A 21,631-nucleotide genomic window follows, 5' to 3' on the forward strand; every position below is an offset into this window, starting at 1 on the left:
GCCAAGAATCTTTTTCACTGACACGCCGCCATCGCGAGCAAGCTCGCTCCCACAAGGGGTCCTCTGCGATCGCACAAATGAATATTTATTCCAACATTTGCAATTTGAGAATATTTATTCCATAAAGAGCCTTCTGAAAATAACAATTCAAAGGGCTCTTTCTCATGCGTGAACTCGGCATCGGTCTGATTGGCACCGGCTTCATGGGCCGTGCCCATGCCTTGGCGTTCCACAATGCCAAGGCGGTGTTCGACCTCCCCCTGAACCTGACACTCGCGGCCCTGGCCGACGCCGATCCGCAGCGTGCCCGGCAGTGCGCCCAAAGCTGGGGGTTCGAGACGGCCCACAGTGACTGGCAACAGCTGATCGACGACCCCAAGGTCAACCTGATCGCCATCACCACACCCAACCACCTGCACTTCCCGATGGCCATGGCGGCATTGGCGGCGGGCAAGCCGGTCTATTGTGAAAAGCCCCTGGCGGTGTCCCTGGAGCAGGCCGAGCAGATGCGCCAGGCGGCCAGAGCCGCCGGGGTAGTGACGCGGGTCGGCTACAACTACCAGCACAACCCGATCATCCAACTGGCGCGGGACATGATCCAGCGCGGCGAACTGGGGCAGATCATCAGCTTCCAGGGTGAGTTCAGCGAAGACTTCATGGCCGATCCCGCTTCGCCGTGGTCATGGCGTTGCGAAGCGACCCACGCCGGTGGCGCACTGGCCGACCTGGGCAGCCACTTGCTGGCCATGGCCCGGCACTTGTTGGGCGATGTCGAGGCCGTGTGCGCCGACAGCCAGACCGTGCATCACCAACGCCCTGCCAGCGCCGGCAATGCCGAACAACGGGCCATCGCGGTGGACGACCACGTCCACGGGCTGCTGCGTTTCGCCAATGGCGCCCGGGGCACGGTGAGCAGCAGTTGGCTCAAGCATGGCTACAAGAATCATCTGAGTTTCGAGATCAGCGGCACCCTCGGCACATTGGCCTTCGATCAGGAGCGGCTCAATGAACTGCGCCTGTGTCGCGCCGGCCAGCCAGGTTTCCAGCGCCTGCTGGCCGGCCCGGACCTGCCCGGCTATGCCGCATTCAGCCCCGCCGCCGGACACCAGTTGGGCTACAACGAATTGAAGACGTTGGAGGTGCAGGAACTGATCATGGCCCTCGCTGGCGAAGGCGGCAGCGGCACGGACTTCGACGAGGCCTGGGAAGTGGAACGGCTGGCGGCAGCGATTCGGATGGCGGCGCGGGAGCAGCGCTGGGTCAAGGTCAGCGAGCTGTAACCGCTCACCTCAGTGAACACTTTTGTGGCGAGGGAGCTTGCTCCCGCTGGGTTGCGCAGCAACCCTAAAAAGACTGAATGCTGAATGCGACCAACCTGACACACCCGGGTGAATGGTTTTGGGGCTACTTCGTAGCCCAGCGGGAGCAAGCTCCCTCGCCACAAAAGCATGTTCCCCAAGGGTAGAGAGTAAGTCTGTGGTGAGATATGCCCCTCCCACCATTTTCTTATTTCATTAACGACTAGAGAACTGTCAGCTCTGACAGTAGATGCCCCCTCAGATTCGCGCCAAATTAGCTCCCTGCACACCCGCACAGAGCCTGGCGATGGATCAACCGGAACGCTTGAGCATCACCCCTCCTTCGTTGCCAAAGGGCGGCGGTGCCATCCAGAGCATCGGCAGCGGCTGGGGCGAAGTGGGGTCCACCGGCAAGGCGTCCTTCGACTTGCCGCTGCCGATTTCTCCAGGACGCGGTTTCGCCCCTGCCCTGCGGCTCGGTTACGGCAGCAGCGTGGGCAACAGCCTGTTTGGAATCGGCTGGGTGCTGTCGCTGGGCTGCGTCGCACGGCGGATCAGCAAGGGAGTACCGGCCTACACCGACGACGATGTCATGTTGGGCCCCGACGGCACGGTGTGGATGCCAGAGCGCGATGATGACGCCGAGATCATTCGCCGGCCTGTCGACACGTATCAAGGTCTGGACCTGGGCACGGTCTATCAGGTCGCGCGTTATTTTCCGCGTATCGAGGGTGCTTTCGAACGTATCGAACACTGGCGGTCAGCGGATGACTACCCAGGGTTCTGGTTGATTCACGGGGCCGATGGCAGCCTGCATCTGTATGGTTTCAACGCTTCGTCACGCAGCACCGACCTCGAAGACGCCCTGCGTGTCGGCGAGTGGCTGCTGGAAGAAAGCCTGAACGCCCATGGCGAACACATTCTCTATGAATACGCGGGCGAAGATCATGCGGGCATGCCCGCCGATACGCCGCGCGACTTTCGCGCCCAGTGTTACCTGAGCCGAGTGCGCTATGGCAATGCCGAAGCGAACGCGCACCTTTATCATTGGGCGCCGCCCCAACTCGAACGAGCCCAGTGGCACTTCGACCTGATCTTCGATTATGGCGAACGCGACACCGGGTTGACGGACATCCCCGCCTACGAACCAACGGATACGTGGCCGGTACGCAGCGATGCTTTCGCCACCTACGGCTATGGTTTCCTGCTGGGCAACCTGCGTCTGTGCCGGCAAGTGTTGATGTTCCACCATTTCGCTGAACTGGGCAGCGAACCACGGCTGGTGCAACGCTTGCTGCTGGAGTACCACACCACGGAACTGGGCTATAACCTGCTGTCTGCCGCGCATCAACAAGGCTACGACGAACAAGGGCACATCGAGTCGCGCCCACCGGTGGCGTTCAGCTACGCGGCGTTTTCCACCGAAGATGCCGGGTACCAGGAATTCGATGCCATGCCTGGCCTCAACGACGGCCAGCAATACCAGTTGGTCGACCTGTATGGCGAGGGTATTCCCGGTGTGCTCTATCGCAGCGACAAGGCTTGGTACTACCGCGAGCCGCTGCGCGCCCAGGCGCCCCAAGCACCGGATGAGGTGAGCTACGACGCGTGGAAACGCTTGGACGCCATCCCGGTCATGGACAGCCGCAAACCGGTGCGCCAGTCGTTGATGGACCTCACCGGTGATGGCCGGCTGGATTGGATCATGGCGCAACCCGGCGTGAGTGGCTTTTTCACCCTCAACCCGGATCGCCACTGGTCGAAGTTCGTCACCTTTGGTGCCTTCCCCGTGGAGTTCTTCCATCCACAAAGCCAACTGGCCGACCTGATGGGCGGTGGATTGTCCGACCTGGCCTTGATCGGCCCACGCAGTGTGCGGTTGTACGCCAATCGTCGAAATGAAGGCTTCGCGGCGGGCAAGGATGTCGCGCATTTCGTCGAAACGGCCCCCGACGATCGCCTGCCCCTGTTGAGCCAGGCGCAGACCGAATTGGTGGCGTTCAGTGATGTGTTGGGCACGGGCCAACAGCATCTGGTGCGCATTCGCCACAACGAAATCGTCTGCTGGCCCAACCGTGGCCACGGTCGCTTCGACCCAGGCTTCCGGCTCGGGAACCTGCCTTACACCTACAAGTCTTTCGATACCTCGCGGGTGCTGCTTGCCGATCTGGACGGTTCCGGCGCCGCTGACCTGATCTACCTCACCAGCGAACACGTCGAAATCTTCATGAACCGCACCGGCATGGGGTTCGAGACCACCCCACGGATCCTGCCCTGGCCACCGGGCGTGCGTTATGACCGACTGTGCCAGGTCAGCGCCGCCGATTTGCAAGGCCTCGGCTGTTCCAGCCTGGTGCTGACCGTACCGCACATGAAGCCCCGGCACTGGCGCTGCGACTTTGTCCAGGCCAAGCCCTATCTGCTGCACCGCACGAACAACAATATGGGCGCGGCAGGCGAAGTGTTCTACCGCAGCTCAGCCCAGGAATGGCTCGATGAAAAACAGGCACTGCTGGCGGCGAACCTGGAAATCGCCAGCTATGTACCGTTTCCGATGCCCGTGTCCGTCCGGCAGATCCAACTGGATGAAATCACCGGCAATCAGTTGACCCAGTGCTTTGAATACCGACAGGGTTTTTACGACGGGCAGGAACGCGAATTCCGCGGCTTTGGCCTGGTGCTGCAAACCGACAGCGAAACCACCGGCGAGGAACAGCGCCAGGCCGGCTTTACCGCGCCGGTGCTGCGCAAAAGCTGGTTCCATACCGGGCGCACGCCCGACCTGCCGGGGCTGGACTATGACCGTTCGGACAGCGCGGCCCAGCCCCTGGGCATGGCCTTGCTGCTGGCACCCCAAGGTGACGCACCGGACGAGATCATCGGCAACGCCAATGACGAAACCCGCCACGACATGGCCTACGCCCTGGCCGGCGTGTTGCTGCGGGTCGAGGTATTCGGCCTCGACGCCGCCGACCCGTTGCAGGCCCGGCCCTATTCGGTGCAGCAATCGCGCTATGCCGTGCGCCTGTGGCAAGGGCGGGACGACTACCAGCCGTACTGTCGGATGCAACCGCTAGAACTGGAGTCCATCGTCTACACCTACGAGCGCCAGCCGGAAGACCCGCTGTGCCAGCACCACATCAACCTGGCCTGGGATCGTTATGGCGCGCTCACCCACGAAGTGACGGTCGACTATGCCCGACGCAAAACTATCGACGACACGCCACCGTTCGACGACGCCCATGAACAAACCTGGTGGCGTGCCGCCCACGATGACGCGCAGCGTTTCTACTACCTGAATGAACACCGCGCCCAGTTCATTCACCTGGACGATCAGCAAGCCGTTCGCCTGGGCTTGCCCTACCTGTCCCGGGGCAACGTGATGGTGCTGCCGAAGACGGTGCTGCGGCCGCAAGACATTTCCCATGAGGCGCTGTTCGACCGTCTCAACGCCCCGCCCGGCGGAGAATTCCAGCGAGTGCTGGCCCACTTGTCCGAACAGCGCTATCAACACGCCGGCCAGGCCTTGCCGGCGGGACAGGCCAGCTTCGAGGCCTTGGCCGACTACCTTGAGTCCGCCGAACTGGATGAGACGGCACTACAGTCGTATGCGTCAGTGCTCAGCCCCGAGGAGCTGGCGGACAGACTCCCCGGGCTCGGTTATCGCTCCATGGCCGCCGTGTTGCCGACGGAACCGGACCGGGTGTTGTGGTCGACGCGCAAGGGGTTCATGACCTATGCCGGACCGGAGGGGTTCTACCGACCGATCAGCGCCCGGCCCACGGAAAGCCAGGGGCCGACGGACATTGTTTTCGATGCCTATCACTGCCTGCCACTCAGCGTCACCACGGCTGACGGATGCAGCACCCGCGTGGCCGAAGTCGACTACCGGTTCCTCCTACCCCGGCGCATCGTCGATCCGAACCAGAACATTCAGGAGGCCCGCTATGACGGTTTTGGCGAGCTGTCGGCCAGCAGCTTCCATGGCACCGAGCGCGGCATCGAGGTCGGTTTCGCCCCAATAGACCAGCACCAGCCGGGTATCCGTTTACCGACCGAAGCCATTGCCGCCCCCGATGCCGCCCTGCAAGGCGCGGCCAGCGCCTGTTTTCGCGATGCCTTCAGTTGGGTGCAGCGCCGTGAGCCGGTACACGCCGCCGTCTTGCAAGCCGACCGCTATCCGCAACCGCCGGACAATCCCGAACGCAAGATCCGTATCGCCGTGCAGTGCTGGGATGGCTTTGGCCGGAGTCTACAGAGCAAACAAAAGGTCGAGCCAGGTACGGCCTATCAGATCGCGGAGGACGGCAGCCTGGTGCTGGACGACGACCAACCGGTGAGCGCGCCGGCCGCCGAGCGTTGGCGGGTCAGCGAACGGGTCGAGTACAACAACAAAGGTCTGACGGTGCGCATCTACCGACCGTATTTCGCCGACGGCTATCGCTACATCAACGATGAATCGTTTCGCCGATTCGGCCATTGCGACCAGCAGTTCTATGACCCACTGGGTAGACCGACCTTGACGGTCACGGCCATGGGGTATTGGCGGCGGCAGCGGTACTTGGGTTGGTATGGGATTGGCGAAGACGAGAATGACACCTTGGAAGAGTCCCAGGCGAACAAGGAATCTTTGGCGGGAGACCATCGGCCATGAGTAAGTCCCCAAGTTCTCTGTTGCAACTGTTGGGCAAGACCGAGCGCAGTCGCAGCCAGCTATTGGAACACTACGACTCGGTATTGGAAATCGCCAAGGGTTCGCTCCAGCAACTGATGAGCACTGACAGGACCTTACACATCAGCGAAGCACGTGCCTTGCATGAACAGGCCAGGGCCATCAGCGTCGTCACGGCCCGGCAGTTTCGCGAACAACGGCTGACCACCGCGATACGCCGAGCCCTGGAGCCCGGCTCGGGCATCAGGGGATTGGTGGATGCCCCGACCTATAACGATCTGTTCCGGCCGGACTGGGCCAACCATTGCCCGACGGATGCGATTGAAGCCACGACCTCCCCCGTCGCCTACCTGGCCGACCTCTACCGCGAAGCGCAGAAAATCGAGCAGAGCGGCAGGACGGAGGACGGGCAGCAAAACCGCATTTTATTGTCCGATCGGCGTCCGGACCTGGCGGGCCTGTGGTTGGATCACAGTGCCCTCGAACGTGTCGAGCCGACCCTGGTGTTGGTCAACGAAATACTGGAAACCTCGGCGCGCCACTATCTGGAAAGCTTCGGCGACGAGCGTTCGCTGGATGATGTGCTGTTGGATGTGCGTTACCCCACGACCTTGCCGTATGAGCGCTATCAGCAACAGATCAATTACACCTTGCAGCGCAAGGAACGCCTGCCCGGAGACGTGATCCGTTGCACCGACCCGGCCTATCCCTATTTCAAGGAACCTGGCGTGCATTCGCTGCTGTCGGATATCGCCCTGGTGCAAGACACCGGCTTCGGTCCGGTGCAGCAGGGAATCTTGCTGGAGGCACCGTACTTCCCAGAGTTCGATCCCGACCTGGAACCTGACCCCGAGCAAACCCTGGCGTTGGCCCGCATCAACCCCAGGACCCGTCTGCTCGAACCCTCCAGCATTGATCCCGAGCACTTCTTCAAGGACAACTTCGGTGAGGGCGATGTATTGAGGCTGCTCGATACCCAAACCTTCTGCCTGCACACCGGACTGAAGACCGAAGAGCTCGAATCGCTGCTATCCGTGGGCGCCTATGCGCCCTATTCGTCGGTCAATTTCATCTCCTCCGATGAGGTGCCGGTGGATGGTGCAGTGTTCGGTTCGGTGTACGTCAACGCGGGTATCAGCCCGGCCATGGCGATTGAAACGACTGGCGACGCTGAAACTGGCCCCACTCACCGGATCGTCAATTGGTCCCATGATCGCTTCGATCGTCTCAACCGCATGATCCGCCTGGCGCGCTGGCTCAAGTTGCCGTTCGACCAGGTTGATCGCCTGCTGGTGGCCTCGATTGGCGCCGAAAGAAAGACTTCGAACTACCTGATCACTACCGACACCCTGCGCGCTCTCGGCTTGTTCCAGAGCTTGCGCACGCGCTACAAGGTCAGCGCCGCCGACTTTGCCGCCTTGCTCCAGGGACTGGCCGTGCACGGCCGGGGCAAGCAGTCAACGCAAGTCGATCAGATATTCAACAGCCAGGCGCTGTTCCCCATTCCCCTGATCCTGGATGGCCAGGCCTTCAGTATCACGCCGGGGAACGACGCCGAGCGGCGGAAAATCGATCATTTGTGTGCCGCCCTGGGCATGACCTTCGAGATGTACCGCTTTACCGCCAAGGTCATCGAGCAGGCCTACGCCGGTGAGCCGTTGCGCTGGAGCGCGGCGGTGGTGTCGGCATTCTACCGGTTGGTCCGACTGCCCCATTATCTGGGGCTGACCACCATCGAGGCGCTGGCGTTGCTTGAATTGCTGGACAACGGTGGCAGCCAATTGGTCTCGAAACTGGCCGGGCCAACCCATATCGCTTCCTACCAGACCTCCGGTAACACCGACACTTTGAGCGTGATCCATGCCCTGGTCGAAGCCAGTGTCTGGCTGGCCGAACATAAATGGACGGTCGGCCAGGTCTGTCGGATCGTGCTACCGGCCCTGACCAAACCGGTGGCCAGCGAGGCCGAACTCAACCTGCTCAAACAGATGCACTCGCGCCTGGCGGCGGCGCTGATCAGCGACAGCAGTTTCGCCGAAATCGGCGCACCGCAAACCCGCGTGGTCGTTGACGTCGATGACCAGGGTATCGAGAAGATTTCCTCGGTCGCCATCGATTGGTTCGACGAACTCAAAGAGTTCATCGAGGCGGGAGAAACCATCCCGGCAGCCAGGGGCCTGGTCAAATACCTGAAGGGAGAAACCGAAGAGAACTATGAAGCGGCCCTGAGCGGTACCGTGGCGCAGGTACTGGAACGATTCGATCTGCCGATCGAAGGCCTGCACGCCCAGCTCTGCAATATGATCATGCGCGCTCGTGGCGCTCAGGAAGCCTTGCTGATGGAAGGGCTGGCCGGTTATCTGGACAGCTCGGTCGAGCTGGTCAAGGTGTTGCTGTTCTGGGCCGAGGGCAATCGCTATCAGTTGCTGATGGAAGTGCTGCGGGTCTATGGGCAAGCGGGTAACACCAGTGGCCCCTTGCAGTTGGCCATTGGCGACGAAGTGCTGTTGGTGCTCGACAACCTGGTCAAGCGAGCCGCCGTCACCACCCACCTGGACCTGAGCCCGGCCTTTGTCGATCAGTGTGTGCTACAGCCACAGTGGTTTGGTCTTGATGATGTCGGGTTGTCGCTGCAGACCCTGTACTTTTTTACCCAATACGCCTCGACCGTACGCCTGAGCGCACAACCGGAAGAACGGCTGCTGGATTATCTGCAACTGATCAACACCTTGTGGGACAAGGCCCTGGAAGGCGACAAGCGGCTGATCCGCGACAGTGCAGCGAACAAGCTGGCCGGTTTTCTCGACTGGGGTGTACGCCAGGTGCTGGCAGTGGCCTCGTATCTGAACCCGGAGGACGGGGTGATCTTCACCCTCGCCGAATTGGATTTGTTGGTGCACACCTGTCGCCTGGCGCGGCAGACCGACCTGGATGCCGAGGCGCTGTTGGCGCTGGGCAAGCTGACGCCCATCAGTGACGTGGCGGATTTCCGCTATGCCGCGGAGCTGGCCTTGGCCAGCCTCACCGAGTCGGTACAGGGAACACCGGCCGGTGAAGTCGGGCAAAGCCATAGCAGCGTGATCACGGTGACGCCGGACTATCTGGTGGCCAACAAACCTGGCGAAAGCGCGACCTACCACATCACCCTGCGCGACTTCATGGATGAACCGTTCGAAGACGTCACCATTACCTGGAGCACCAACAAACTTGGGGAATTGGAGCAGCTCTCGACGGTGACCGACGAGAACGGCCAGAGCAGCGTCACGCTGGGGAGCGGCGACACCATGGGCATCGTGCATGTGGTGGCCGAATATGGGCTGGGCGACAAAGTGCTCGCACCGGTGGTGACCATTGGTTGCGATGATGCCTCGTTGCACTTTTCAGCGCCGACCTATGATCGTTTGGAGGCGTTGTCCAACAAACTCGAAGCCATCAATTTCAGCGTCACGTTAGTGGATGACTTTACCAACCTGGGTATTGACCGCCTGGTGGATTGGGGGACAACCCTGGGCGAGTTCCAACGTTACCAGACGATGACCAACCATGACGGGATCAGCCATTCGAGTCTGCGCAGTGGGCCACTGGGTGAGGCGACAGTTGTCGCACGATACGAAAACGACAGTCAGTGGACATTTCCAACCGTGGTATTTATCAGCACGCCGTATTTTCAATATATTCGTTTTGATAACACGGTGGTTGAGAATATTGAAGTGGGACTCAGTTGTCGATTGGTTGAACTTAATGGCGACCCGGTACCGGCCGGGACGTTGGTGACTTGGACGGCGGATACGGAAGGCCTGCTTGATCTGACAAGTGAAACGGATGGTGAGGGTATTGCTCGCTCACGTTTTAATGCTGAAGAGAGTGGGTCGGTAACCGTAACGGTCAGCGCGGCTGCACCGATTCAGAGTCGATCAAGTGCGGTGACCGTCATCTACCCCTTGACGAGGATTGTTAGGCATGAAGCGTCCCACACGCATTATATGGAGGGTAGCCCGGATCCGATCATGTTCTCTGTCTGGTTGCGCTCTGGTGAAGAAACGCCTTCCCGTATGCCGGTAGAATGGGAAATAGATGGGGTAGCTGTGGCCATCAGTTACACAGACAGTTCTGGGGAGGCCAGGTTTAGTTCAAAATTTACAGTTGAAGGCTCGGCGCTGACTGAGCACACCGTTGTTGCTAAGGTATCTGGAGGGGATAGCCAGGTTTCTTTTGCGGTAGCCGCGACCCCTTATTTCAATTTCCTGGTGATACTGGAGGGCGAGGAGCTTCACGCCAGTGTTCCGGATTTATTAGCCCGTAGCTTTAGCTATAAATTGAATGTTAAAACCATAGGGGTAAATGGCAACCCTATCGCAGGCGTTCCCTTCAAACTTGAAAATCGGGGAGCGGACCTTTCAATTATCAAGATTGGAATACCTGAAATCGATAAGCTTCTTGTCTCGACGGTGGACGGATGCGAGCTGGACATCCATATCCTGGCGGACAACATAACTTATTATCAGATGGGGGACTTGAGGCTCGGTTTGAAGGGAACCTATCCATTCCCTGTCGAGTTGCTGCTTGAATATAAAATTGGATATATTTTTGATTCATGGAATCCCAAATATATCGAGACGCCAATCAAGAGTATGTGGTGCATGTTCCGGCCCAGACTTGGATATGTTTGGCCTGTGGGCCAGGAAACTTGGAGGCTTGATGGGGTTTATATGACAGCCACCGCTCAGAATCTGTCATGGACGAGTACGGTTGAGATGAAGTTCAACCCCGAGTCCGAAGCGCGCTTCCCCATCGACAATTCCCCCAGTAGCGGGTGGGTGTTCAGTACCAGTGAGGTAGTGGCGGCTAATGGTTATGTTTTGTATGAAAGCATGACCCATGTTGTCGAGTGATTTTTCGATTCCCTATGCCTATTCGTGAGGTGGCGATAATGAAATCAGGAATTATCGGCGAACTCGAAGAACAACGCCGCGACGCCCTGGTCGCCTATTACCTGGGCCAGATCGTGCCGTCATCGAACACGGCGGCTCCTTTGCGCCTGACCACTCCCGAGGACCTCTACGAATACCTGCTGATCGACAATCAGGTCGGCGCCCAGGTGGAAACCAGCCGGGTCGCACAGGGTATCGCCAGTCTCCAGCAGTATATCCATGCCATCTACAACGGCATGGAGCCCGGCTACCCCTATGGTTTCAGTAACGAGGAACTGCGCTTGTGGCGCGAGAGCATGAGCCAGTACAGCATCTGGGCCGGCTACCAGATGATCGAGGACTACCCGGAAAACTACATCGACCCCGCGCTGCGCCTGGGCAAGACCAGCCAGTTCGAGGCTCTGGAGAACGACTTGGGGCAAAGCCGCCTGACCGAGGACAGCGTACAGACCGCACTGAAAAACTACCTCAGTCAGTTTGAGTTGGTGAGTAACCTGAAGATGCTCTCGGGCTATATCGACGGCACGGACTTCAGACACGCCAATTATTACTTTGTCGGTCGGCAAAACGTCGAACCATTTGCCCCCTATTGGCGCAAGGTGGCGATTGACCTGGATGATTCGAGCACCCACGTTTCGCCCGCGGCCTGGAGTGAGTGGAAAACCATTGATGTGGCCTTTTCGGTGGGCGTCACCCAGGTTCGCCCGGTGGTAATTCGCGACCGACTGCACCTGGTCTGGGTCGAAGTCGATCAGCCGGAGGTCAGCGATGATGGCAGTAAAACCGGTCAGTATTTTTATTCGGCAAAGATGGCCTATAAGCAAATAAATGATCAATGGTCTCCGGCAACGATACTTTTTACTGGGCTCACCGCGGTGAATAACCTGGTGGACAAGTTGGCGGCGGAAATCTATATCAAGAGCGGTGCACTTTCGGTGGCCATGGACCTTCGTGTTGCCTCGACCCCTCGGTTGATCGTAGCCTTTAAGTTGGGCGCAAATACAGAACTGCGAGTGCATGATGAGTCCTTCAACCGAATCATACTGAATGTGGCGGAAGAGCGAGAGCTGACGCTCGTGGCGAACTCCATGTTCGGGAATGATCCAACACGCTTGCAGTTTCCTTATGTGGGCATTGACAGTGGCTCTACGAAGGTTGACTGGGCCATCGACTCGGTAGTGTGGGATCGTGATAATGTCCATAACTATTATCCGCCTCCGGCAGACTACCCGGATGCTTTGAATCCTTATTTGGAATTCAGTGCAACTTTGCATATGCACAAGAATGCTCAGCAAGAACTGATTGGAGGCAAGCTGGAGGTTCAAGGTTCGTGTTCAATTGTCCGGATGGAACAGGTGGATATAAAATTCTCCCTTGATGACCGAAAGATTTGGGAGTGGTCCCATCCACTTGGCACATGCAAAGTTGAGGTTTTGTTTGCTGTCTATTATGAAGAGGGGAAGCTCTGGGCACAGTGCGAGAAAATCGATCTTATGCACTCTTATGTGGAAAAATTAAATCACAGCCATGTATTTAGTTACAACGGCACAACGCTTGTTACAATAAATCAAAACACACCGGGCACGCAGATAGGCGCGGATTGGAACAGCTCTTTTCATGGCGGGCGTGTCAGGCGGATGCGCTACAAAGTTCCGTTGGATTTGGAGCTGGAGGCACTCTTGCCTTTCACACCTGAAGAGGTTCGCAGAGGGGCATTGTTTAAAGCGAAATCGACAATCTCGCTTATCTACGGTGGTCCAGTAGAGGGAGAGATTGACTTTGTAAATAAGTCAAATGTTTTTTCTGAGATCTTTGCCCCGCTGACGCGAGATTTTGGCGTTTGGTACGCTTATGAGGATGAAGGTGCCTATAAGGAAGATAGGTTGGGCTCAGCTTCGCTCACGTTAAACGGTGCGGCTAAAACCCCTCTTTTCACGAAAAGTTGGACCGGTGCAACCAGTACTTCCTATGCGTTCCCTTTTGGTGTGACGAGAGGTAGCGATCCTGGAATAGGTTGGAATAGATTCCTGGTGACTCTCAGCCCAATGCTCCGTGACGTCCCCAAAGTGACGGCCACTGCGGCGGGCGCACAGTTTCTTGATCTGCAGGCCCTGGAGTTGAACAACCTGCGGTACGTTCGGCTGAACAGCTTGTTCGCTGCGGAGTTGGTCGCCAAGGCGGCCTTCTCCCTGGAAGCGGCCCTGAGTTGGGAAACCCAGCACACGGTTGAACCCCCCGTTCCCGGTTCTTCGCAAGCGGTTCCCCTGGATTTCAACGGGGCCAACGGCCGTTATTTCTGGGAACTGTTTTTCCATGCTCCGCACTTGGTTGCGCGGCGCTTGCACAGCGAGTTCGATTACCTGGGCGCGGAAACCTGGTATCACGCCATTTTCAATCCGCTGGCACGTATTCAGCCGCTCTCTCCTGCGCCCTCCGCGGACTATCCGTATTGGTGCGTCAGGCCCCTGGCCCAGCCGGATCGTCCCGCCGAGCAGTTTTTCGGCCAGGGTGGCCTGCGCGATCCGGACGCGATTGCCTACAGTTCGCCCTCGCACTATCGCAAGGCAATCTTTACCGACTACGTGAAAAACTTGATTGCCCGCGGCGACATGCTCTACCGGCAACTGACTCGCGATGCTCTCAACGAAGCCAAGCTCCTTTATGTACGCGCCCTCTCCTTGCTCGGCCCCTTGTCCAAGGGCCGCAGTATCAGCCGCTGGGAGCCCATGCCGCTGGAGGAAGCGGCGGATTATGACAGCGCGCTATTCAGCGCATTCGAGTCATCGATCCAAGAGCTGTTCATCCAGGATACTCCACGGCATATCCAGGGTGAGCCGTGGTTGCGCCTGATCGATGCACCGTGGTTTCGCCTGCCGGTGAACACGCAATTGCTCGAACTGTGGGACAACCTCGACTTACGCCTGGGCAACCTGCGCAACAACCTCACCCTGGATGGCAAACCGTTGCTGTTGGCGCTTTACGAGGCCCCGGCCAATCCGTTCGACCTGTTGCGTGCGCAATTGGCCGGCGAAGGCGGCGGCGCCCGGCGGCTGGGGTCCCTGGCGATCATCCCGCCGTACCGTTTTCGCGCCATGCTGCCCCGTGTGCAAAGCGCCGTTGACACCCTGATCCGCTTTGGCGAACAGGTGCGCGCCTATATGGAACTGCGGGACCGCAGCCAGCAGGAAGAGCTGCTGCAAGGCCATGTGCAGGAACTCTCCGAGTTTGGTGTGACCTTGCAGGAGCAGGCCATCGAACAGGCCCACAGCAGCGAGAGTGCTCTATGGGCCAGCAAGGCCATGGTGGTTGCGCGTCAGAGCTATTACGAGGGGTTGCGTGAAGAGGATGTTTCCGACAATGAGAACAGAATCATGGCCGAGCACTTGGCCGCGGGGATATTCAATACAGTGTCGTCAGCCTTAACGGCGGTCGGGCATTCAATTGACTCAACTTATTTCAATAAGGCGGGAACGACTGTTGGACCACGCAAACCAGCTGCACTTGCCTTTGCGGCTGCGGCAGCGTTAGAGACGACATCTAGGGGCATTATGATCGACGTAGAGCGTCGAACCCGCAATGAGCAGTATCGCCGCCGCCGCGAAGAATGGGATTTCATGATCGAGCAAGCCAAGGCAGAAATTGTCGTGCTCGAAAAACAGATACTCACTCAGCAAGTCGCTATCAATGCCGCCGGCACCAGTCTTCTGCAAGCCAAGAAAGCCCGCGACCAGGCGCAAATCTACTATGACTTCCTCAAGCACCGTTCCACTGGGCCGGGGCTGTATCAATGGTTGCTCAGTCAGATGTCGACGCTGTATTTCCAGGCCTATGACGCCGTGTTGTCGATGTGCCTGGCCACCGAAGCCGGTTGGCAATATGAGCTGGGCGATCACGACACGCGCTTCATTCCCCATGATGCCTGGGCCGACAACCGGCACGGCCTCAATGCCGGCGAAGCTTTGAAACTGGGGTTGTTGCGCATGGAGTCGGCGTTCCTCAACCGCCATGAACGCCGCCTGGAACTGACCAAGACCATCTCCCTGAAAGACCTGCTCAAGGATTACGACCCCAACGCCTCGCCCGATAGCGCTGTACCCAGGACCGTCGGCTGGGAGGCGGTGCTGGATCAGCTCAGGGAGCATGGCGAGATCCCGTTCCATCTCACCAGCTCGCTGTTCGACAAGGATTATCCCGGCCATTACCTGCGCCAGTTGATAGGGGTGTGCCTGTCGTTCCCGGTGGTGCTGGGGCCGTACCAGGATATCCATGCCACCCTGGTGCAAATGCGCAGCAGCACCCTGTTGAAACCCTCGCTGGGTGGCGTGGCCAGTCTCTATAGCGACGCCAATGAGCTGGCTCCGGACAACGATATCGAACTCGATCGACGATACATCGTGTTCAATCCAAGGCTCAGCCAGCAAATCGGCTTGTCCAGCGGCCTGGATGATTTTGGCCTGTTCACCCTGAACTTCGACGATGAACGCTATCTGCCTTTCGAGGGGACGGGCGCGGTGTCGAGTTGGATGCTGAGTTTTCCCCGGCACCTCTCGGCGCATCAACAAGCCGTCTTCGATTCGTTGACCGACATCATCCTGCAGGTGCGTTACCTGGCGGTGGATGGTGGCAGCGCATTTGCCGCCCAGGTCGAGCCCCTAGTGGCGTATGTGGAACAACAAGCATCGGTAGGGACCAAGCTGTTACCGCATCAGGATAAGTGATGAACAGAGTAGGAACCGGACATATCCATACTCACACCCCTACCCTGACGGTGGCAGACCCGCGCGGGCTCGATGTGCGTTCAGTCGCCTACTACCGCGCCGTCGAGACGGCAGCCCCCGAAGAGCGAATCAACCGCAGCGCTTATGACGCGATGGGGCGCCTGGTTGAGCAATGGGACCCCAGGCTATGGGCGCTCAAGACAGAAGATGCGGCAACACCGGCGAACCTGAGCAACCGCTACTCGCTGTCAGGCAAGGTACTGGGCTCGATGAGTGTCGATGCCGGTGAGCGGATCAGCTTGTTCGGCGATGCAGATCAGTTAGTGGAAACCTGGGACAGCCGAGAGACTGAGCGACGGGTCGAATACGACGATCTGCTGCGCCCACTGGCCGTTTACGAACAAGGCAAAGGCGAAGCCGCGCGCTGCACCGAGCGTTATGAATACGCGGCTGCCGGGGCCGATTTCGCCGTTCACAACCAATGCGGGCAAGTGATCCGACACGATGATCCGGCGGGCAGCCAGACTCTGGACGAGTACGCTTTAACCGGTGGAATACTTGAACAGACCCAACGCTTTTTGCATGCGCTGGAAGCACCGGATTGGCCGCAGGCCCTACCTGAGCGCGATGCACTGCTGGAGCCGGTGGCCCAAGCGGCAACCAGTGCGACGCGTTTCAACCCGCTGGGCGATGTGCTGGAGCAGGTGGATGCCAAGGGCAATCGGCAACTGTTCGACTACACCGTCGATGGCCTGTTGTTCGCGAGCCATTTGCAATTGAGCGGTCAGGCAACGCCTCGGACGCTGGTCGGTAATATCGCCTACAACGCCTACAGCCAGGTCGAACAGGAAACTGCCGGCAACGGTGTGGTCAGCACCCTGACTTACCGTGCCGAGGACGGACGCCTTCTGCGGCTGCACGCCGCGCGCGATGCCGATGCCCCTCTGCAGGATCTTCGCTATGCCTACGACCCGGTGGGCAATGTGCTGAGTATCGAAGATGCTGCCTTGCCAATTCGTTACTTCGCCAACCAACGGGTGGAGCCGATCAACCGCTATGACCATGACAGCCTCTATCAGTTGACCAAGGCAACCGGCTGGGAGGCCGGAAGTGCCAGTCGAGGCCCGGGCTTCAACCGCTTCGATGATCCGGGCGCAGTCGCCAACTATCAGCAAACGTACCACTACGACGCGGGTGGCAACTTGCTGGAACTGATCCATGTCGGTCCACAAAGTCACAGCCGCAAACTGACGGCCGCTCGTTACAGCAATCGTTGCCTGCCTGACCTGGATGACCGACCACCGACCGAAGAGGAGATTGCCGCCGCGTTCGACGGCAACGGCAACCTATTGGCACTGCAACAGGGGCAAACATTGCGCTGGGATTTGCGTAATCAATTGCACGAGGTGCGCCCGGTGGAACGTGAAAGTAGTGACGATGACCGCGAACTGTACTTCTACGGCGGCGACGGAATGCGGCGACGCAAGGTCCGCTCCACCCAAACCAATGCCCGTTCGCTGATCTCGGAAGTTCGCTATTTGCCAGGCCTGGAAATCCGCACCCGCGAAGGTACGAGCGAAGTGTTGCACGTGATCTGCGTACAAGCCGGACGCAGCGCCATGCAGGTGCTGCACTGGGAAACCACACCGCCTGCCGGTATGAGCAACGATCAATACCGCTACAGCCTGACCGACCATCTGGGTTCCAACAGCGTGGAGCTGGAGGGCGAGGCCGGGGTCATCAGCCGGGAAACCTACCATCCCTATGGCAGTACGGCCTGGTTTGCCGGGCGCAGTGAGGTGGAGGCCAGTTACAAGACCGTGCGTTATTCGGGGAAAGAGCGGGATGCGACGGGGCTTTATTATTATGGGTTCAGGTATTACGCAACGTGGTTGCAGCGGTGGGTTAATCCGGATCCGGCAGAAGGGGTGGATGGTTTAAATATCTATCGGATGGTTAGAAATAACCCGATAAGCTACAACGATACGGACGGACTAATACCAACTAAAAACACAGGAGAAATTAAGTTAAAAGACATCCCAAATGTGGAAATAGAAGTCAACCGATTTAATCGATTCCACTTTTTGGCGCTACTATCCAAGAAAAGAATAAAGGTATTTGATGAGTCGCTAGATGATTATATTTCTAGTGATGACTTCGAAACCGTAGAAGTGGGGGTCGGATCTAGGGAACAACTGCTCAAATATGGCGACGTGAGTGGCGTGACCACTAACGAGCTAAAAGATACGCTGAAGGGCTATAAAGATATATACAGCGACATAATAACTTCAGACATCCTTAAGGGAGCTAAAGATGCTACAAAACAGAGAAGAAATTTTCAGTTAGGAGCCTATCTCTCTGGAGAATTTCACGATTGGATACATTCTGGTGAGCAGTTGCGGGAAATCGATTTATCATTGAACAAGAAAAGCCCAGACAATCGGTTGTTCGCACTGTTCAAAAAATCGGATCTTAATAAGGAACCGGCTGATCGAAAAATATATGGCATAACCCTCGTTACCCTGAGTTTCCCTGACGATGATGATCGTACCAATGCTGAGCTGAAGGTTAATTTCACTATCATTGATCCCGGTTCGCAACTGAGCGGAGCGCAATTAAATAGAGCCATCGCCGAAAGGATAGTTACGGAAAACACCTTGAGTATTCGTGGCGCAGGCACATATTTGACAATGAATGCGTTGAAACAAGTGAATGACGTAAACGTGAAAAAGATCAGGGCACAAGCTGCAAATCCCCGTTCCGCAGCTATAGCCCTAGGCTGGGGAGAGCGCAGGCCGCTGTGATGGAAGGATCTCTTCTTCGCCTCTTCGCGCCCCACACCAGCGCGACAGCACGATCCAATTTCAAGTTTGGATTTGCAATTGAAGCAACCGCCCCGCCAACGCCTTGGCCTGACTCGCCACATCAGTCACGGCCGTACTTTCCCACCACATCCCGCGCAACGGCGGGCCCATGGCGAACAGGCGGTCGGCGGGTTCGCCTCGGGCGTTGAGCACCGCGCCGTCAGGCCGGGCGGCGATGCCCAGGGCCAACGGTCCCGGCTGGATCAGACCGCGGGCCAGCAGCTGTTGTGGCAACGAGCGGGCGACCCGGCGCCAGTCATATTCGATGCCACTGGAATTGATCAACGCAGCGCCCTGCACCACCGTCGTCCCGGCCTCGCCGCGCCGCCGGATGCGGATCCCAAGCGCCCCCTCGGCAGACTCAACCAACCCCTTGAACGACGCCGCCTGGATCCGCAACCGCCCTTCCCCATGCAAACGCGCCACCAGCTCCGCGCTCAACGGTGGCGAGCGATGGTGATGACTCTCCCACCACGGCCGCACATGCCGCACGAACTGCCGGCGCTGCACATCGCTGGCCTGGTTCCACAAACGCCCGATATGCGCACGCACGGTGTCCAGCGGCGCCTGCCAATCGATGCCCTGGGCCATGGCCTGGCAGCATTGCTCACGCAGGGCGCGCATCAACTGGCGTGGCGAACGCAGGCTGTGATCTTCAGCGAGGAAATCCACCCAGGCCGGCGGCTGGCGGCGTACGTGTGGCAACAGCCCATGGCGGGAAAACACTTCGATGGGGCCACGGTGCCCGGCCTGTTCCAGGGACACCACGGCGTCGACCATGGTCAGGCCCGAGCCGATGATCAGCACCGTGGCCTGGGGATCGAGCTGACGCATCGCGGCCACATCCCAGGGATCCAGGGCAGCGGCGTTCAAGCCGCTGGATTCGGTTTGCGGGGTGCGCGCCGCCGGGAACATGCCGGTGGTCAGCACCGCGAAACCGCCTCGCAAGACTTGGCCGTCGGCAAGCGTAACCATCACCGCATCGTCGGCAAGCTGCAGGTCCACAGCCTCCCCGCGCACATGCTCGGCGGTCGAACCGTTTTGTGCGCCCAACTCGCGGGCCTCGGCCAGGCGCTGCTGCACATACAGGCCAAAGATTCCCCGGGGTGGGAACAACTCGCTGATCGGCACGTGCTGCTGATCCGACTCGGGCCAGCCGCCGGCTTCGATGAACGCGGTGAGCCATTGGGTCAGGTCGTCGGCGTTGTCCGGATCGACGCTCATGCGCGCGGCGTTGCCGTTCAAGGTGTGCCCCAGCTCCACGGCACTGTAGGCCTCGCCACGGCCCAGCTCGCTGCGCGGCTCGACGATCAGCACCTCGCGCCGGCCCGGCAGGCGCAGCAATTGCGCGGCCAGCATGGCACCGCTCAGGCCGCCACCGATAATCAGGATGTCGGCTTCGCGGATGAGGCCACTCCCCTGCCGTTCCAGCGCTGTGTCCATACCGCTCTCCCCAGGAATCAAATCACCACGTTGCGTACGAATCTCGCCGCCACCGGGCCATCGTTGCGATAGGCATGGGGCTGGTTGCTGGCGAACATGAAAAACTCACCGGCGCCAATGCGGCGCTCCTCGCTGCCCAACAGCAGGGTCAGGCAACCCTCGAAGACATAGAGCTGCTCGCTCCAACCGTCGGCGTCAGGCTCTGAAGGGTAATGCTCGCCGGGCTCCAGGCGCCATTCCCAGAGCTCGACTTCACGGCTGGCGGTGGCCTTGGCCAGCAATACGGCCTTGCTGCCGGGGATGGTGCCGGCCCAGGCCAGTTCATTGATGCGGCTCGGATCTCGCGCCTCGGGGGCCTGGATCAAGTCGCTGAAGGCCACGTCCAGGGCTTCGGCGACCCGATCAAGCGTCGTCAGGCTGACGTTCTTTTCCCCCGCCTCGATGGCCACCAGCATGCGCCGGCTGACCCCGGACAATTCCGCCAGCGCGGTCTGGCTGAGCTCGGCGGCATGGCGCAGACGACGGACGTTCTGGCTGACGTGTTGCAGGACGGAGGCCCGCTGGCCGGATTCTTTGTGCACTATATTGCTCACATGGCTGGGTTGCGCATTATACTGCCCACCTTCGGGCGCATTGTGCGTCCCCCTCAAGTGGCGCGCAAGGTCATGGTATCGGTGAACTCCCCTCAAGCTTCCCCCCGTTTCTCCCGGTTCAGCAAGGCCGAATGCGTGCTGGTGCTGATCACCATGATCTGGGGTGGAACGTTCTTGCTGGTACAGCACGCCATGACGGTCAGCGGGCCGATGTTTTTCGTCGGCCTGCGCTTCGCGGCCGCCGCCGCGTTCGTCGCACTGTTTTCCTGGCGGCACCTGCGCGACCTGACCCTGTTCGAACTCAAGGCCGGGTGCTTCATCGGCGTGGCCATCATGCTCGGCTACGGTTTGCAGACCGTCGGCCTGCAAACCATTCCCAGTAGCCAGTCGGCGTTTATCACCGCGCTCTACGTGCCCTTCGTGCCGTTGCTGCAATGGCTGGTGCTGGGCCGTCGCCCTGGGCTGATGCCCAGCATCGGCATCATGCTGGCGTTCACCGGTTTGATGCTGGTGTCAGGGCCGGCGGGCGCTTCATTGAATTTCAGCCCCGGTGAAATCGCCACGTTGATCAGCGCCATCGCGATTGCCGCCGAGATCATCCTGATCAGCGCCTATGCCGGCCAGGTCGACGTGCGCCGGGTGACCGTGGTGCAACTGGCGAGCACGGCGGTGCTGGCGTTCCTGATGGTGGTGCCGACCCAGGAAGCGATCCCGGATTTTTCCCTGTTGCTGCTGGTCAGTGCCGTGGGCCTGGGCGCCGCCAGTGCCGCGATCCAGGTGGCGATGAACTGGGCGCAGAAAAGCGTCTCGCCGACCCGCGCCACGCTGATCTATGCCGGCGAACCGGTGTGGGCCGGCATCGCCGGGCGCCTGGCCGGTGAGCGGTTGCCGGCGATTGCCTTGTTCGGCGCGGCGCTGATCGTGGCGGCGGTGATTGTCAGTGAGCTGAAGACCCGCAGCAAAGATGCCATTGCAGCCGATGAATCGCTTGAGCGGGAAGGTTGAGGCCGGCCAGCAATCCATTCGCCACCGAAAAAAAAGCCGCCTCGGCAGCGGCCATTCCGGCGTTGACGCTTCGTCCGAGGTCATCTGAAACCCTGCAAAGTCGGAAA

8 protein-coding genes are annotated in these 21,631 nt (G+C 59.3%); 6 read left to right on the forward strand and 2 right to left on the reverse strand.

Going from position 1 to position 21,631, the window contains the following annotated elements:
• The first annotated feature begins 164 nt into the window (after window positions 1–164).
• The 5 genes from ACZ5M5_RS18910 to ACZ5M5_RS18930 all read left to right on the forward strand — a co-directional run bounded on the left by ACZ5M5_RS18910 (window position 165) and on the right by ACZ5M5_RS18930 (window position 18,423).
• Complete coding sequence (locus ACZ5M5_RS18910; protein ID WP_464737803.1) at window positions 165–1,280, forward strand: Gfo/Idh/MocA family protein; 1,116 nt, start codon at window positions 165–167, stop codon at window positions 1,278–1,280.
• Between the two features lie 325 nt (window positions 1,281–1,605).
• On the forward strand, window positions 1,606–5,952 hold the full coding sequence (locus tag ACZ5M5_RS18915) for a SpvB/TcaC N-terminal domain-containing protein (RefSeq protein ID WP_464737804.1): 4,347 nt from the start codon (window positions 1,606–1,608) through the stop codon (window positions 5,950–5,952).
• Between the two features lie 20 nt (window positions 5,953–5,972).
• Window positions 5,973–10,862, forward strand: coding sequence for a Tc toxin subunit A (locus ACZ5M5_RS18920; RefSeq protein ID WP_464737805.1), 4,890 nt, complete (start codon window positions 5,973–5,975; stop codon window positions 10,860–10,862).
• A 38-nt stretch (window positions 10,863–10,900) separates the two neighbouring features.
• Window positions 10,901–15,619, forward strand: coding sequence for a Tc toxin subunit A-related protein (locus ACZ5M5_RS18925; protein WP_464737806.1), 4,719 nt, complete (start codon window positions 10,901–10,903; stop codon window positions 15,617–15,619).
• Window positions 15,619–18,423, forward strand: a complete 2,805-nt coding sequence (locus ACZ5M5_RS18930; RefSeq protein WP_464737807.1) for an RHS repeat domain-containing protein — start codon at window positions 15,619–15,621, stop codon at window positions 18,421–18,423. The genes ACZ5M5_RS18925 and ACZ5M5_RS18930 overlap by 1 nt, the downstream gene beginning before the upstream one ends.
• A gap of 60 nt (window positions 18,424–18,483) precedes the next feature.
• Here ACZ5M5_RS18930 and ACZ5M5_RS18935 read toward each other — a convergent pair whose 3' ends face one another.
• Both ACZ5M5_RS18935 and ACZ5M5_RS18940 read right to left on the reverse strand, forming a co-directional pair.
• On the reverse strand, window positions 18,484–19,926 hold the full coding sequence (locus ACZ5M5_RS18935; RefSeq protein ID WP_464737808.1) for an FAD/NAD(P)-binding protein: 1,443 nt from the start codon (window positions 19,924–19,926) through the stop codon (window positions 18,484–18,486).
• 17 nt (window positions 19,927–19,943) lie between these two features.
• Entirely contained in the window at window positions 19,944–20,507 is a 564-nt protein-coding gene (locus tag ACZ5M5_RS18940; RefSeq protein ID WP_060741753.1) for a helix-turn-helix domain-containing protein, read from the reverse strand.
• Between the two features lie 12 nt (window positions 20,508–20,519).
• Here ACZ5M5_RS18940 and ACZ5M5_RS18945 point away from each other — a divergent pair, with 12 nt between their 5' ends.
• Entirely contained in the window at window positions 20,520–21,524 is a 1,005-nt protein-coding gene (locus ACZ5M5_RS18945) for a DMT family transporter (RefSeq protein ID WP_464739422.1), read from the forward strand.
• The last annotated feature ends 107 nt before the right edge of the window (window positions 21,525–21,631 follow it).

It is taken from the genome of Pseudomonas sp. Van50, from assembly GCF_055390755.1.